The organism is Clavibacter nebraskensis NCPPB 2581 (assembly GCF_000355695.1).
Taxonomy (GTDB): Bacteria; Actinomycetota; Actinomycetes; order Actinomycetales; family Microbacteriaceae; genus Clavibacter; species Clavibacter nebraskensis.
On record NC_020891.1, the window covers coordinates 2,702,819 to 2,716,057 of the forward strand.

Here is a 13,239-nt window from a genome sequence, read left to right on the forward strand (position 1 = left end):
GTGGCTCCTTCGGTCGGCCCCGTCGTCGGGGCCCTGGTGGGCGGGCGTCGTGCTGGTCGTGCGGTGTCGGCGCGGGGCCGGTGGTCAGGCGACGGGCGGGGATCCCCCGAGGGGACGGCCGTGCAGCCCCGGCGCGAGGCGGAGCGAGCGGGCGCCCTGGCGCATGGCGGCGACGGCCCGGTCGAGCGCGGCGCGCGCGCCCTCGGGCCGCGCGGCGTCGGCGTCGAGGAGCACCGCGGTCGCGCCCTCGTCGGCGGCGGCCTCGCGCACGGCGTCGAGCCGGTCGGCGAGGTGGGCGCCCAGCAGGACGACGTCCATGCCGGCGGCGTCGAGGCGCACCTGGGCGAGGGACCCGGCGACGGCCTCGATCTCGAGCCCGTCCTCCTCGGCGAGCGCGCGGAGGCGCTGGGCGAGGAAGGTGCTGGATGCGCCGGAGCCGCAGACGACGAGGATCCTCCCGGTCATGCTGTGCCTCCTCGCGTCGTCGCTGGTCGTCTCATCGTGCTCCGCGGGAGGTCGCCGGTGCCAGCAGATCCGCTTCCGCGGGGTAGGAAGACGAGGCCGGCGGGTGCTCCCGCGGGCTTCCCGGGCGGGAGCGGATGGTTGACTCGTCTCCGAGAGCGGCACGCTCGGTCCGCCGCCCGGGGACGCGAGCCGCCGCGCAGGGAGACGACCATGCTGAGCGAGAACCAGGAGAGGCTGCTGGACTACCTGTCCACCGCCGACCGCTGGGTCGAGGCCGGCGAGCTCGCGGACCGCCTCGGCGTCACCACGCGCAGCGTCCGGAACTACGTCTCGGCGGTGCGCGAGCGCTCGACCGTGGGCGTGGCCTCCTCCCCCGACGGCTACCGGATCGACGCCGGGAGCTACGCGCGCCACCTCGCCACGCGCTCGGGCGGTGACCCTCAGGGCACTCCCCGCGACCGTCTCCACGCGCTTGTACGCCGCCTCGGCGACGCCCCCGACGGCCTCGACGTCTTCGCGCTCGCGGACGAGCTGCACGTGAGCGAGTCCACGGTCGAGGCGGATCTCCGCAAGGTGCGCACGCTCGTCGAGGACGCCGGCCTCGCCCTCCGCCGAGCGGGATCCACGGTCGTGCTCGAGGGCTCGGAGCGCGACTTCCGCCGGCTGCTGTCGCGCATGTTCCGCGATGAGAGCGCGCAGGGCTTCCTGCCGCTCGAGACCGTCCAGCGGGAGTTCGCCTCCGACTCGCTCCGGGCGTTCAAGACGGACCTCGTCCGCGAGCTGACCCAGGGCGGCTTCTTCGTCAACGAGTACGGCGTCGACAACGTGCTGCTGCACGTGGCCATCGCGGTCGACCGGCTGGCGCGGGCGCCGCGGCGGACGGGCGCGGACGCGGATCCCGCAGCGGACGCCATGCACGACGCCTCGTCGCCCGTGCCCTCCGTCGACCCCACCGCCCTCGCGATCCGGACGGTGCTGGCCCGCCTCCTCGCCGCCCACTTCGACGCGCCGGTGCCCGCGGGCGACGTGGCCTACCTCGCGCTCCTCGTCCGCACGCGCGTCGTCACCCCCGGCAACGAGCAGGCGCTGGCCACCGTGATGCGCGAGCACGTCGTGGAGAGCGACCTCGACGTGGTGCGCGCCATCGTGCGCCGCGTGAAGCAGGAGTACCTCGTGGACCTCGAGGACGAGGACTTCACCGTCCGCTTCTCGCTGCACCTCGGCAACCTGGTGGCGCGCGCCGCCGACCGGTCGTTCTCCCGCAACCCGCTGGCGCGCTCCATCAAGACCTCGTACCCGATGACCTACGAGATCGCCGTCTTCATCGCGAGCGAGGTGCAGCGGCGGCGCGGCATCGCGATCAACGACGACGAGATCGCGTACATCGCCCTGCACGTGGGCTCGCACCGGGAGCGCGTCGCCCGCCGCGACGACCGTGTGGCGTGCGCGCTCGTGTGCCCGAACTACTACGACCTGCATCAGATCATGCGCCAGCGCATCGAGCAGGCCCTCGGCGCGGACATCAGCGTGGACGCCGTGGTGACGCGCACCGACGTCGACGCGGACGCCCTCGGCGTGCAGCTCGTGATCGACGCCACCGGCACGCGTCCGCCCGGCGACGACGTCGTGGTCGTCCAGCCGCTGCCGACGCCCGACGACATCGAGGCGATCCGCCGCGCCGTCGCCCGCGTCCGCCGCCACGCGCGCCGCAGCTCCATGAAGCACGACCTGCTGCGGTTCCTCGACGAGTCGCTGTTCTTCCGCGACCTGCACGCGCCCGACGAGGAGGCGATGATCCGCCTGCTCGGCCAGCGGATGGTGGAGCAGGGCATCATCGAGCCCGAGTACATCGACGGCGCCATCGAGCGCGAGCGCCTGTCGTCGACGGCGTTCACCGACACGCTCGCGGTGCCGCACTCGCTGGCCATGACGGCGCACCGCACGGCCATCGCGATCGTCGTCAACGACGAGGCGATGCAGTGGGGCGGCAACCGCGTGCACGTGGTCGCGCTCGTCGCCTTCAGCGCGAGCGGCCGCACGAGCTTCCAGCACGTGTTCGACCAGTTCGTCGAGGTCTTCTCCGACCACCGCGACGTGCAGGCGATCATGCGGGCGTCGGGATCCCACGGCTCCTTCATCGAGGAGCTCGTGCACGTCATGGACACCTGACCGGCCGACCCGCGCACGGGTCCGGTCGGGTCAGGCGGGCGCGGAGATCAGGGCGCGACGGGCGTGACGCCGAGCGGCACGAGGCGCGAGGCGCCGCCATCGGCGAGGGTGAGCACCCAGATGCCGCGCGCGTGCACCGCGACGGAGTGCTCCCAGTGCGACGCCATGCTGCCGTCGACCGTGGCGACGGTCCAGTCGTCGTCGAGGACGCGCGTCTCCGCCTCGCCGTCGGTGATCATCGGCTCGATCGCGACCACGAGCCCGGGCGTCACCGCGGGGCCCTTGCCGCGCACGCGGTAGTTGAAGACCGGCGGGTCCTCGTGCATGCTCCGGCCGATGCCGTGGCCCGTGTAGTCCATGACGATGCCGAAGGCGCCGGCCGCCTCGACGCTCTCCTCCACGGCCTCGCCGACCTCGTTGAGGTGCGACGCGGTCGCGAGCCGGGCGATGCCGGCCCACAGCGAGTCCTCGGTGACGCGGGACAGGCGCTCGCGGGCCTCGACGACGTCGGGGCGCGCGGGATCCGGCACCACGACGGTCATGGCCGAGTCGCCGTTCCAGCCGTCGATCTCCGCGCCGCTGTCGACCGAGACGATATCGCCCGGCTGCAGCACGCGGTCGCCGGGGATGCCGTGCACGACCTCGTCGTTGACGGAGACGCACACGGTGTGGCGGTAGCCCGGCACGAGCTGGAAGTTGGAGTGGCCGCCGAGCGCGCGGATGGCGGCGGCGGCCGCCGCGTCGAGCTCGCCCGTCGTGACGCCGGGGGCGATGAGCTCGCGGACGGCGTCGAGCGACGCGGCGGTCGCGAGGCCGGGCGCGACCATGCGGCGGATCTCGTCCGGGGTCTTGTAGATCCCCGGCGTGCGGCGGAGCGCGCCCACGTCGCTACGCGCGGCCGGCGTCGGAGGAGGGACGGACGCCGCGGCCCGCGAGGGCCGCGCGGATGCGCGCGGCGACCTCGTCGACCTCGCCCAGCCCGTCGACCTCGACGAGCAGCCCGCGGTCGCGGTATACGTCGATGAGCGGGCTCGTCTCGCGGACGTAGACCTCCTGGCGGTGGCGGATCTCGTCCTCGCCGTCGTCGGCGCGCCCCTGCTCGGCCGCGCGGCGGGTCAGCCGGGCGACGACCTCCTCCTCGTCGGCGACGAGCTGGATGACGGCGTCGAGCTCCTGGCCCCAGCCCTGCAGCAGCTCCTCGAGGTACGCGACCTGGTCGAGAGTGCGCGGGTACCCGTCGAGCAGGAAGCCACCCTGCGCGTCCTCCTCCTGGAGGCGCGCGGTGACCAGGCTGTTGGTGAGCTCGTCGGGGACGTAGTTGCCCGCGTCCACGAGGGCCTGCACCTGCTGGCCGAGCTCGGTGCCGTCCTTGATGTTCTGGCGGAAGATGTCGCCGGTCGAGATGTCGGGGATGCCGTGCTCGGCGGCGATGCGCTTCGCCTGCGTGCCCTTGCCCGCGCCGGGAGGGCCGACGATCAGGAGCCGGGTCACTTGAGCAGCCCCTCGTAGTGGCGCTGCTGCAGCTGCGAGTCGATCTGCTTCACCGTCTCGAGGCCGACGCCCACCACGATAAGGATGCTCGCGCCGCCGAACGGGAAGTTCTGGTTCGCGCCGACGAGCGAGAGCGCGATGAGCGGCAGGAGCGCGATGAGCCCGAGGTACAGCGAGCCCGGCAGCGTGATGCGCGTGAGCACGTAGTCGAGGTACTCGGCCGTGGGGCGTCCCGCGCGGATCCCGGGGATGAAGCCGCCGTACTTCTTCATGTTGTCGGCGACCTCCTCCGGGTTGAAGGTGATGGCGACGTAGAAGTACGTGAAGCCGACGATGAGCAGGAAGTACATCGCCATGTAGAGCGGGTGGTCTCCCGTCGTGAGGTTGTCGGTGATCCACTGCACCCACGGCGCCGGCGCCTGGCCGACGGCAGGCTGGTTGAACTGCGCGACCAGGGCCGGCAGGTACAGCAGCGACGACGCGAAGATGACGGGCACGACGCCGGCCATGTTCACCTTGATCGGGATGTAGGTGTTGTTGCCGCCGTAGGTGCGGCGTCCGACCATGCGCTTGGCGTACTGCACGGGGATGCGGCGCTGCGACTGCTCGACGTAGACGACGGCGGCGACGACCAGGAGCCCGACGGCGATGACCAGGAGGAAGACCTCCCAGCCGCGGCTCTGCTGGATCGCGATGAGCGAGGTCGGGAACGCGGCGGCGACCGACGTGAAGATGAGGAGCGACATGCCGTTGCCGATGCCGCGCTCGGTGATGAGCTCGCCCATCCACATGATGAGGCCGGTGCCGGCGGTCATGGTGATGACCATGAGCATGATCGCGTACCAGGCGTCGTTCGTGACGAGCTGGGTGCAGGCGCTGACGTTGGTCTGGCCGAAGAGCGCTCCGCTGCGCGCGACCGTGATGAGCGTCGTGGACTGGAGCACCGCGAGGGCGATCGTGAGGTAGCGCGTGTACTGCGTGAGCTTGGCCTGGCCGGACTGGCCCTCCTTGTAGAGGGTGTCGAAGTGCGGGATGACCACGCGGAGCAGCTGGACGATGATCGACGCCGTGATGTACGGCATGATGCCCAGCGCGAAGATGGAGAGCTTCAGCAGCGCGCCGCCGCTGAAGAGGTTGACGAGCTCGTAGAGGCCCGAGGTGCCCTGGTTGGCCGCGAGGCACGACTGCACGTTGGCGAAGTCGACGAACGGCGCCGGGATGAAGGATCCGAGGCGGAAGAGGGCGATGATGCCCAGCGTGAACCCGATCTTGCGACGCAGATCGGGGGTGCGGAAGATCCTGACGACGGCGCTCAACACGGAGGGTGTCCTGCTTTCTGTGGGAGGTCCGCCGGGAGGCGGGGGTCGGGCCGACCCGATGCGGCCCCAGGTGCCGGTAGGGGCGGTCGGTTACCCGACCGCCCCTGCCGTTGCGTCCTGAAGTGCTACTTGACGGAGCCGCCTGCTGCGACGATCTTCTCCGCAGCGGAGCCGGAGACCTTGTCGACAGCAACCGTCAGCTTAACCGAGATGTCGCCGTCCCCGAGGACTTTGACCTTCTCGTTCTTGCGCACGGCACCCTTCGCGACCAGGTCGCTCGTGGTGACGTCGCCGCCGTCGGGGTAGAGCACGGCGAGCTTCTCCAGGTTCACGACCTGGTACTCGACGCGGAACGGGTTCTTGAACCCGCGGAGCTTCGGGGTGCGCATGTGCAGCGGCATCTGCCCACCCTCGAAGCCGACGCGGACCGTGTAGCGGGCCTTCGTGCCCTTGGTGCCACGACCCGCGGTCTTGCCCTTCGAGCCCTCACCGCGGCCGACACGCTGGCGTGCCTTCTTGGCCCCGGCGGCGGGACGGAGGTGGTGGACCTTGAGGACCTGCTCGCGCTTGACCGTCTCCGTCTGGCCGACCGTGGTCGTCTCAGCGGAAGCGGCGGCGGCAGCAGGGGCCTTCGCGGTCTTCTTCGGTGCGGCCTTGGGCGCCTTCACGGGCGTCTCGGCCGACTCGTTCTTCTCAGCCATCAGTCGATCTCCTCCACCTTGACCAGGTGCGCCACGGTGTTCACGTACCCGCGGTTCTGGGCGTTGTCCTCACGGACCACCACGGCACCGATGCGACGGAGCCCGAGGCTCCGCAGGGTGTCGCGCTGGTTCTGCTTCTCGCTGATCTTGGACTTGATCTGCGTCACTCGGAGCTGAGCCATCAGACACCTGCCTTCGCGTCGGCCTCGGCGCGCTGGGCGCGGAGGATGCGGGCCGGGACGACCTGCTCCAGCTCGAGCCCACGACGGGCCGCGACGGCGCGCGGCTCCTCGAGCTGCTTGAGCGCCTCGACCGTGGCGTGCACGATGTTGATCGTGTTCGACGAGCCGAGCGACTTGCTCAGCACGTCGTGGATGCCGGCGCACTCGAGCACCGCGCGGACGGGGCCACCGGCGATGACGCCGGTACCCGCGGACGCGGGGCGCAGGAGGACGACTCCGGCGGAGGCCTCACCCTGCACGGCGTGCGGGATGGTCAGGCCGATGCGGGGGACGCGGAAAAAGTTCTTCTTCGCCTCCTCGACGCCCTTGGAGATGGCGGTCGGGACCTCGCGGGCCTTGCCGTAGCCGACGCCCACCAGCCCGTTGCCGTCTCCGACGATCACGAGGGCGGTGAAGCTGAAGCGACGACCGCCCTTGACGACCTTGGACACGCGGTTGATGGTGACGACGCGCTCCAGGAACTGGCTCTTGTCGGCATCACGGCCACCGCGGCTGTCGCGGCCGCCCTGGTTCCGGTCGCGTCCGCCACGACGGCCCTCGCGGCCCTCGTTCTGCGCGGGTGCGGTGGACGCCGCGGTCTCGACGGGCGTCTCCGCCACGGCCACGACCTCGGGCTCCTTGTTGTTGTTCTCGGCTGCGCTCACAGGCTCAGACCACCCTCTCGAGCTCCTTCGGCGATGGCCGCGACGCGTCCTGCGTAGCGGTTGCCACCACGATCGAATACGACGCTCTCCACGCCGGCCGCCTTGGCGCGCTCGGCGACGAGCTCGCCGACCTTGCGCGACTTGGCGGTCTTGTCGCCGTCGAACGCGCGCATGTCGGCCTCGAGGGTCGACGCGGACGCGACGGTGTGACCACGGCTGTCATCGACGACCTGCACGAAGACGTGGCGGGCCGAACGGGTGACGACCAGGCGCGGACGCAGCTCGGTGCCCTCGACCTTCTTGCGCAGGCGTGCGTGCCTGCGGCCGCGGGCGGCGGACTTGCTTTTTCCTCTAACTCCGAGAGCCATGATCACTTACCACTCTTTCCGGCCTTGCGGCGAACGTTCTCGCCGGCGTAGCGGACGCCCTTGCCCTTGTAGGGCTCGGGCTTGCGAATCTTGCGGATGTTGGCGGCCGTCTCGCCGACGAGCTGCTTGTCGATGCCGACGACGGTCATCTTGTTGACGCCCTCGACGGTGAAGCTGATGCCCGCGGGCGCCTCGACGTACACCGGGTGGGAGAAGCCGAGCGCGAACTCGACGCCCTTGTCCTTGAGCGCGACGCGGTAACCCGTGCCGACGATCTCGAGTCCCTTGGTGTAGCCGGTGGTGACGCCGACGATGTTGTTCGCGATGAGGCTGCGCGTCAGGCCGTGGAGCGAACGCGACTCGCGCTCGTCGTCCGGGCGGGTGACGAGCACCTGCCCGTCCTGGACCTCGGCGCGGATGGGCTGCGCGACGGTGAGGCTGAGCTCGCCCTTCGGGCCCTTCACCGTGACGAGCTGGCCGTCCACGGCGACGTCGACCCCTGCGGGGACGTCGATGGGGAGTCTTCCGATACGTGACATGGCGTTACCACACGTAGGCGAGGACTTCCCCACCCACGCCCTTCTTCGCAGCCTGGCGGTCCGTGAGGAGACCCGAGGAGGTGGACAGGATGGCGACCCCGAGGCCACCGAGGACCTGGGGGATCTCCGCGGACTTCGCGTACACGCGCAGTCCGGGCTTCGACACGCGCTTGATGCCCCGGATGGAGCGCTCGCGGTCGGGACCGAACTTGAGGCTGAGCGTCAGCGTCTGGCCGACGCGGGCGTCCGCGACGTCCCAGCCGGCGATGAAGCCCTCGGACTTGAGGATGTCGGCGATGTGCGACTTGAGCTTGGAGTGCGGCATGGAGACCGTGTCGTGGTGCGCGGAGTTCGCGTTCCGGAGTCGGGTCAGCATGTCAGCGACCGGGTCGGTCATTGTCATATCTGGTGGTGCCTCTCTCGCCTGGTTTCGTTCATCCGGACACGGATGACGACCTGTGGTGGTGGCGGCGCCGGGCGGAGGTGCCCGGCGCCGATCGTACGGTGGTGCTGGTCGTGCGGGTGATGCGGGTGGAGCTGGTTACGGCGTGTTCTCGGGCGTCTGGAACGGGAAGCCGAGCGCCTTGAGCAGCGCGCGTCCCTCGTCGTCCGTCCGAGCGGTCGTGACGACCGTGATGTCCATGCCGCGGACCCGGTCGATGCGGTCCTGGTCGATCTCGTGGAACATGGACTGCTCGTTGAGGCCGAACGTGTAGTTGCCGTTGCCGTCGAACTGCTTCGGGCTGAGCCCGCGGAAGTCGCGGATGCGGGGCAGGGAGAGGGACAGCAGGCGGTCGAGGAACTCCCACATGCGGTCGCCGCGGAGCGTCACGTGGGTGCCGATGGCCTGGCCCTCACGCAGCTTGAACTGGGCGATCGACTTGCGGGCCTTCGTGACCTGCGGCTTCTGGCCCGTGATCTTGGTGAGGTCGGCGACCGCGCCGTCGATGATCTTGCCGTCGCGAGCCGCGTCGCCGACGCCCATGTTCACGACGATCTTCGTGAGCCCGGGCACCTGGTGCACGTTCGTGAAGCCGAGATCAGCGGTCAGCTGGCTGACGATCTCGGTGCGGTACTTCTGCTTCAGGCGCGGGAGCGTGGTGCCCTCGGCCGTGCCAGCGGTTGCGGTGTCGGTCATTGCTAGAGGTCCTTACCTGACTTCTTGGCGTAGCGGACGCGGACGGTCTTGGAGACCCCGTCCTTCTCGACCTGCTCGGTCCGGAAGCCGACTCGCGTGGGCTTCTTGGACTCGGGGTCGACGAGCGCGACGTTGGAGATGTGGATGGGCGCCTCGACGGTCTCGATGCCGCCGGTCTTGGAGCCGCGCTGCGTCTGGCCGACGCGGACGTGCTTCGTGACGAAGTTCACGCCCTCGACGACGACGCGGTTGCGCTCGACCAGGACGGACAGGACGCGGCCCTGCTTGCCCCGGTCGCCGCCCTTGGCCTGCGTGCGACCCGTGATGACCTGCACGAGGTCACCCTTCTTGATGTTCGCCATGACTAAATGACCTCCGGTGCCAGCGAGATGATCTTCATGAACTTCTTGTCCCGGAGCTCGCGGCCCACCGGTCCGAAGATGCGGGTGCCGCGGGGCTCCCCGTTGCTGTTCAGGATGACGGCGGCGTTCTCGTCGAACTTGATGTACGAGCCGTCGGGACGGCGCGTCTCCTTCTTGGTGCGGACGATGACCGCCTTGACGACCTCGCCCTTCTTGACGTTTCCGCCGGGGATCGCGTCCTTGACGGTCGCGACGATGACGTCACCGAGACCGGCGTAGCGACGACCCGAGCCACCGAGCACGCGGATGGTCAAGATCTCCTTGGCACCCGTGTTGTCCGCGATCTTGAGGCGGGATTCCTGCTGAATCACTGTTGCTCCTTATCCAAGCAGCCGGGGCTACTTGGCCTTCTCGAGGATCTCGACCAGGCGCCAGCGCTTGGAGGCGCTGAGGGGACGGGTCTCGTTGATCAGGACCAGGTCGCCGATGCCGGCGGTGTTCGCCTCGTCGTGCGCCTTGACCTTGGAGGTGCGGCGGATGACCTTGCCGTACAGCGGGTGCTTCACGCGGTCCTCGACCTCGACGACGATGGTCTTGTCCATCTTGTCGCTGGTGACGTAGCCACGACGGGACTTGCGGTAGCCGCGGTCGGCCGTCGCGGTGTCAGCCGTGTTCTTCTCTTCGGCGTTCGCCATGATCAAGCCTCCTCAGCCTTCTCGGTGACGGCGGCGTCGTCGGCCGTCGCGGCCTTCTTCGTCGCCTTCTTCTTCTCGGCCTTCTCGGGGACCTCGACGGGGGCGGGCGTGGCACGGATGCCCAGCTCGCGCTCGCGGATGACCGTGTAGATCCGAGCGATGTCGCGCTTGACCGCGCGGAGGCGGCCGTGGCTGTCGAGCTGACCGGTGGCCGACTGGAAGCGCAGGTTGAACAGCTCCTCCTTGGCCTTCTTCAGCTCTTCGACGAGTCGCTCGTCCTCGAAAGTGTCCAGCTCGACGGGGGCGAGCTCCTTGGAACCGATCGCCATTATGCGTCGCCTTCCTCGCGCTTGATGATGCGTGCCTTGAGGGGCAGCTTGTGGATGGCCCGGGTGAGCGCCTCGCGCGCCGTGGCCTCGTCGACGCCGGAGAGCTCGAAGAGCACGCGACCCGGCTTGACGTTGGCGACCCACCACTCGACCGAGCCCTTTCCGGAACCCATGCGGGTCTCGGCGGGCTTCTTGGTGAGCGGGCGGTCCGGGAAGATGTTGATGTACACGTTCCCGCCGCGCTTCACGTGACGCGTCATGGCGATTCGAGCGGACTCGATCTGGCGGTTGGTGACGTAGGCGGGCGTGAGGGCCTGGATGCCGTACTCGCCGAACGAGACGACGGTGCCGCCGGTCGCGTGGCCGGTACGACCCGGGTGGTGCTGCTTGCGGTGCTTGACCTTGCGGGGGATCAACATGGTTACGCCTCAACTCCTGCTGCGGCGACCGGCGCTGCCTCGGCGGCCGGCGCGGTGCGCGGCGCGTTGGTGCGGCGATCTCCGGTTCGACCGTCGGAACGGTCGTTACGACGCTCCGGGCGCGACGACTTCTGGTTCGCCTGCTCCCGAGCGAGATCCTTGTTCGTGATGTCGCCCTTGTAGACCCAGACCTTCACGCCGATGCGGCCGAAGGAGGTGCGGGCCTCGTAGAAGCCGTAGTCGATGTTCGCGCGGAGGGTGTGCAGCGGCACGCGGCCCTCGCGGTAGAACTCCGAGCGGCTCATCTCGGCACCGCCGAGGCGGCCGGAGACCTGGATGCGGACGCCCTTGGCGCCGGCGCGCTGGGCGCCCTGCAGGCCCTTGCGCATCGCGCGGCGGAACGCCACACGACCCGCGAGCTGCTCGGCGATGCCCTGGGCGACCAGCTGCGCCTCGGCCTCGGGGTTCTTCACCTCGAGGATGTTCAGCTGGATCTGCTTGCCCGTGAGCTTCTCGAGGTCGGCGCGGATGCGCTCGGCCTCGACGCCGCGGCGGCCGATGACGATGCCGGGACGCGCCGTGTAGATGTCCACGCGGACACGGTCACGGGTGCGCTCGATCTCGATGCGCGCCACACCGGCGCGGTCGAGGCTCGTCTTGAGCATGGTGCGGATGCGCACGTCCTCGGCGACGTAGTCGCTGTAACGCTGCCCCTTCTTCGTGCTGTCCGAGAACCAACGCGACACGTGGTCGGTCGTGATCCCGAGACGGAACCCGTACGGGTTGACCTTCTGTCCCATTACTTGCTCGCCTTCTTCGTGGTCGTCGCCACGTCCACCTCATCCGGCGTCGCGAGGACGACCGTGATGTGGCTGGTGCGCTTGTTGATACGGAATGCGCGACCCTGTGCGCGGGGCTGGAACCGCTTGAGGGTGGTGCCCTCGTCCACGAACGCCTTGGCGATGTAGAGGTCCTGCTCCGCGAGGAAGCTGTTGGACGCGTCGGCCTTGACCCGCGCGTTCGCCATGGCCGAGGCCACCAGCTTGTAGATCGGCTCGCTCGCGCCCTGCGGCGCGAACTTCAGGATGGCCAGGGCCTCCTCGGCCTGCTTGCCACGGATCATGTCCACGACGCGACGGGCCTTCTGGGGGGTGACGCGGATGTGACGCACGCGTGCGATCGACTCCACCATTTCTCTCCTCCTTCTCGTCGCCGCGTTAGCGGCGACGACCCTTCTTGTCGTCCTTCACGTGGCCGCGGAAGGTGCGCGTGAGCGCGAACTCGCCGAGCTTGTGGCCGACCATGGACTCCGTGACGAACACGGGGACGTGCTTGCGACCGTCGTGCACCGCGATGGTGTGACCCAGCATCGCCGGGATGATCATCGAGCGGCGCGACCAGGTCTTGATCACGTTCTTGCTGCTGGCCTCGTTCGCCGAGATCACCTTGCGGAGCAGGTGGTCGTCGACGAAGGGGCCCTTCTTCAGACTGCGTGGCATCTTCTACAACTCCTACTTGCGCTTCTTGCCGGCGTTGCGGCGGCGAACGATGAGCTTGTCGCTGGGCTTGTTGATGTGGCGCGTGCGGCCTTCCTTCTGGCCCCACGGGCTGACCGGGTGGCGACCACCGGAGGTCTTGCCCTCACCACCACCGTGCGGGTGGTCGACCGGGTTCATCGCGACACCGCGGACGGTCGGGCGGACGCCCTTCCAGCGCATGCGGCCGGCCTTGCCCCAGTTGATGTTCGACTGCTCGGCGTTGCCGACCTCGCCGATGGTCGCGCGGCAGCGCGCATCGACGTTGCGGATCTCGCCGGAGGGCAGGCGCAGCTGGGCGTAGGGGCCGTCCTTCGCCACGAGGCGCACGGATGCGCCGGCGGAGCGGCCCATCTTCGCGCCGCCGCCGGGGCGGAGCTCGATGGCGTGGATGACGGTACCGGTGGGGATGTTGCGCAGCGGCAGGTTGTTGCCCGGCTTGATGTCGGCCTGCGGGCCCGACTCGACCTTGTCGCCCTGCTTCAGCTTGTTCGGCGCGATGATGTAGCGCTTCGAGCCGTCGATGAAGTGCAGGAGCGCGATGCGCGCCGTGCGGTTGGGGTCGTACTCGATGTGCGCGACGGTGGCGAGGACGCCGTCCTTGTCGTTGCGCTTGAAGTCGATGACGCGGTACTGGCGCTTGTGCCCACCGCCGATGTGGCGGGTGGTGATGCGACCGGCGTTGTTGCGACCACCGTGCTTGGGAAGGGGGCGCAGCAGCGACTTCTCGGGCGTCGAACGCGTGATCTCCGCGAAGTCGGCGACGGACGAACCGCGACGACCCGGGGTCGTGGGCTTGTACTTGCGAATGGCCATTGGTGTT

21 protein-coding genes are annotated in these 13,239 nt (G+C 69.5%); 1 reads left to right on the plus strand and 20 read right to left on the minus strand.

What is annotated here, in order from left to right; translation table 11 throughout:
* Positions 1 to 84 precede the first annotated feature (84 nt).
* Positions 85 to 465, minus strand: coding sequence for a PTS sugar transporter subunit IIB (locus CMN_RS12620; protein ID WP_015491177.1), 381 nt, complete (start codon positions 463 to 465; stop codon positions 85 to 87).
* 210 nt (positions 466 to 675) lie between these two features.
* Between CMN_RS12620 and CMN_RS12625 the strand changes: the two genes are divergently transcribed.
* Positions 676 to 2,634 carry a BglG family transcription antiterminator gene (locus CMN_RS12625; protein WP_015491178.1) on the plus strand — a complete coding sequence of 653 codons (1,959 nt, stop codon included), beginning with the start codon at positions 676 to 678 and terminating at the stop codon, positions 2,632 to 2,634.
* Positions 2,635 to 2,681: 47 nt separating this feature from the next.
* On the opposite strand, the gene map is transcribed toward CMN_RS12625, so the two are convergent.
* The 19 genes from map to rplB all read right to left on the minus strand — a co-directional run bounded on the left by map (position 2,682) and on the right by rplB (position 13,232).
* On the minus strand, positions 2,682 to 3,518 hold the full coding sequence (gene map / locus CMN_RS12630; RefSeq protein WP_015491179.1) for a type I methionyl aminopeptidase: 837 nt from the start codon (positions 3,516 to 3,518) through the stop codon (positions 2,682 to 2,684).
* Positions 3,519 to 3,522: 4 nt separating this feature from the next.
* The gene (locus CMN_RS12635; protein WP_015491180.1) at positions 3,523 to 4,125 is read right to left on the minus strand and encodes an adenylate kinase; all 603 of its coding nucleotides are present in this window, start codon (positions 4,123 to 4,125) and stop codon (positions 3,523 to 3,525) included.
* Positions 4,122 to 5,444 carry a preprotein translocase subunit SecY gene (gene secY / locus CMN_RS12640; protein ID WP_015491181.1) on the minus strand — a complete coding sequence of 441 codons (1,323 nt, stop codon included), beginning with the start codon at positions 5,442 to 5,444 and terminating at the stop codon, positions 4,122 to 4,124. Before secY ends, CMN_RS12635 begins: the two co-directional genes overlap by 4 nt.
* 125 nt (positions 5,445 to 5,569) lie before the next feature.
* Complete coding sequence (gene rplO, locus CMN_RS12645; protein ID WP_015491182.1) at positions 5,570 to 6,145, minus strand: 50S ribosomal protein L15; 576 nt, start codon at positions 6,143 to 6,145, stop codon at positions 5,570 to 5,572.
* Positions 6,145 to 6,327, minus strand: a complete 183-nt coding sequence (rpmD, locus tag CMN_RS12650) for a 50S ribosomal protein L30 (RefSeq protein WP_012039289.1) — start codon at positions 6,325 to 6,327, stop codon at positions 6,145 to 6,147. The genes rplO and rpmD overlap by 1 nt, the downstream gene beginning before the upstream one ends.
* A complete protein-coding gene (gene rpsE, locus CMN_RS12655; RefSeq protein ID WP_012039290.1) occupies positions 6,327 to 6,992 on the minus strand; it encodes a 30S ribosomal protein S5 in 666 nt (221 codons plus the stop codon). The genes rpmD and rpsE overlap by 1 nt, the downstream gene beginning before the upstream one ends.
* 35 nt (positions 6,993 to 7,027) lie before the next feature.
* Positions 7,028 to 7,399: a 50S ribosomal protein L18 gene (gene rplR, locus CMN_RS12660; protein WP_015491183.1), complete on the minus strand. Its 372-nt coding sequence runs from the start codon at positions 7,397 to 7,399 to the stop codon at positions 7,028 to 7,030.
* A 2-nt stretch (positions 7,400 to 7,401) separates the two neighbouring features.
* The gene (rplF, locus tag CMN_RS12665) at positions 7,402 to 7,938 is read right to left on the minus strand and encodes a 50S ribosomal protein L6 (protein ID WP_015491184.1); all 537 of its coding nucleotides are present in this window, start codon (positions 7,936 to 7,938) and stop codon (positions 7,402 to 7,404) included.
* A gap of 4 nt (positions 7,939 to 7,942) precedes the next feature.
* Positions 7,943 to 8,341 carry a 30S ribosomal protein S8 gene (gene rpsH / locus CMN_RS12670; RefSeq protein ID WP_012039293.1) on the minus strand — a complete coding sequence of 133 codons (399 nt, stop codon included), beginning with the start codon at positions 8,339 to 8,341 and terminating at the stop codon, positions 7,943 to 7,945.
* Positions 8,342 to 8,479: 138 nt separating this feature from the next.
* Positions 8,480 to 9,076, minus strand: a complete 597-nt coding sequence (rplE, locus tag CMN_RS12675; RefSeq protein ID WP_015491185.1) for a 50S ribosomal protein L5 — start codon at positions 9,074 to 9,076, stop codon at positions 8,480 to 8,482.
* 2 nt (positions 9,077 to 9,078) lie between these two features.
* Complete coding sequence (gene rplX / locus CMN_RS12680) at positions 9,079 to 9,438, minus strand: 50S ribosomal protein L24 (RefSeq protein WP_015491186.1); 360 nt, start codon at positions 9,436 to 9,438, stop codon at positions 9,079 to 9,081.
* 2 nt (positions 9,439 to 9,440) lie between these two features.
* Entirely contained in the window at positions 9,441 to 9,809 is a 369-nt protein-coding gene (gene rplN / locus CMN_RS12685; protein ID WP_012039296.1) for a 50S ribosomal protein L14, read from the minus strand.
* A gap of 27 nt (positions 9,810 to 9,836) precedes the next feature.
* On the minus strand, positions 9,837 to 10,133 hold the full coding sequence (gene rpsQ, locus CMN_RS12690) for a 30S ribosomal protein S17 (RefSeq protein WP_012039297.1): 297 nt from the start codon (positions 10,131 to 10,133) through the stop codon (positions 9,837 to 9,839).
* 2 nt (positions 10,134 to 10,135) lie between these two features.
* Positions 10,136 to 10,462, minus strand: a complete 327-nt coding sequence (gene rpmC / locus CMN_RS12695; protein WP_015491187.1) for a 50S ribosomal protein L29 — start codon at positions 10,460 to 10,462, stop codon at positions 10,136 to 10,138.
* Positions 10,462 to 10,881, minus strand: coding sequence for a 50S ribosomal protein L16 (rplP, locus tag CMN_RS12700; protein ID WP_012039299.1), 420 nt, complete (start codon positions 10,879 to 10,881; stop codon positions 10,462 to 10,464). Before rplP ends, rpmC begins: the two co-directional genes overlap by 1 nt.
* A gap of 2 nt (positions 10,882 to 10,883) precedes the next feature.
* The gene (rpsC, locus tag CMN_RS12705; protein WP_012039300.1) at positions 10,884 to 11,681 is read right to left on the minus strand and encodes a 30S ribosomal protein S3; all 798 of its coding nucleotides are present in this window, start codon (positions 11,679 to 11,681) and stop codon (positions 10,884 to 10,886) included.
* A complete protein-coding gene (rplV, locus tag CMN_RS12710) occupies positions 11,681 to 12,073 on the minus strand; it encodes a 50S ribosomal protein L22 (RefSeq protein WP_015491188.1) in 393 nt (130 codons plus the stop codon). Before rplV ends, rpsC begins: the two co-directional genes overlap by 1 nt.
* Positions 12,074 to 12,098: 25 nt before the next feature.
* A complete protein-coding gene (rpsS, locus tag CMN_RS12715) occupies positions 12,099 to 12,380 on the minus strand; it encodes a 30S ribosomal protein S19 (RefSeq protein WP_012039302.1) in 282 nt (93 codons plus the stop codon).
* A 12-nt stretch (positions 12,381 to 12,392) separates the two neighbouring features.
* Complete coding sequence (gene rplB, locus CMN_RS12720; RefSeq protein WP_015491189.1) at positions 12,393 to 13,232, minus strand: 50S ribosomal protein L2; 840 nt, start codon at positions 13,230 to 13,232, stop codon at positions 12,393 to 12,395.
* Between the last annotated feature and the right edge of the window lie 7 nt (positions 13,233 to 13,239).

What these genes read in the sequence shown, in the direction of transcription:
- CMN_RS12620 (WP_015491177.1), bottom strand. Translation starts at nt 465, where the DNA reads ATGACCGGGAGGATCCTCGTCGTCTGCGGCTCCGGCGCATCCAGCACC.
- rplV (WP_015491188.1), bottom strand. Translation starts at nt 12,073, where the DNA reads ATGGTGGAGTCGATCGCACGCGTGCGTCACATCCGCGTCACCCCCCAG.
- rpsC (WP_012039300.1), bottom strand. Translation starts at nt 11,681, where the DNA reads ATGGGACAGAAGGTCAACCCGTACGGGTTCCGTCTCGGGATCACGACC.
- rplF (WP_015491184.1), bottom strand. Translation starts at nt 7,938, where the DNA reads ATGTCACGTATCGGAAGACTCCCCATCGACGTCCCCGCAGGGGTCGAC.
- rplO (WP_015491182.1), bottom strand. Translation starts at nt 6,145, where the DNA reads ATGGCTGAGAAGAACGAGTCGGCCGAGACGCCCGTGAAGGCGCCCAAG.
- CMN_RS12625 (WP_015491178.1), top strand. Translation starts at nt 676, where the DNA reads ATGCTGAGCGAGAACCAGGAGAGGCTGCTGGACTACCTGTCCACCGCC.
- rpsQ (WP_012039297.1), bottom strand. Translation starts at nt 10,133, where the DNA reads ATGGCGAACGCCGAAGAGAAGAACACGGCTGACACCGCGACGGCCGAC.
- rplR (WP_015491183.1), bottom strand. Translation starts at nt 7,399, where the DNA reads ATGGCTCTCGGAGTTAGAGGAAAAAGCAAGTCCGCCGCCCGCGGCCGC.
- rpmD (WP_012039289.1), bottom strand. Translation starts at nt 6,327, where the DNA reads ATGGCTCAGCTCCGAGTGACGCAGATCAAGTCCAAGATCAGCGAGAAG.
- rplB (WP_015491189.1), bottom strand. Translation starts at nt 13,232, where the DNA reads ATGGCCATTCGCAAGTACAAGCCCACGACCCCGGGTCGTCGCGGTTCG.
- rpsH (WP_012039293.1), bottom strand. Translation starts at nt 8,341, where the DNA reads ATGACAATGACCGACCCGGTCGCTGACATGCTGACCCGACTCCGGAAC.
- rplE (WP_015491185.1), bottom strand. Translation starts at nt 9,076, where the DNA reads ATGACCGACACCGCAACCGCTGGCACGGCCGAGGGCACCACGCTCCCG.
- rplX (WP_015491186.1), bottom strand. Translation starts at nt 9,438, where the DNA reads ATGGCGAACATCAAGAAGGGTGACCTCGTGCAGGTCATCACGGGTCGC.
- rpmC (WP_015491187.1), bottom strand. Translation starts at nt 10,462, where the DNA reads ATGGCGATCGGTTCCAAGGAGCTCGCCCCCGTCGAGCTGGACACTTTC.
- rplP (WP_012039299.1), bottom strand. Translation starts at nt 10,881, where the DNA reads ATGTTGATCCCCCGCAAGGTCAAGCACCGCAAGCAGCACCACCCGGGT.
- rpsS (WP_012039302.1), bottom strand. Translation starts at nt 12,380, where the DNA reads ATGCCACGCAGTCTGAAGAAGGGCCCCTTCGTCGACGACCACCTGCTC.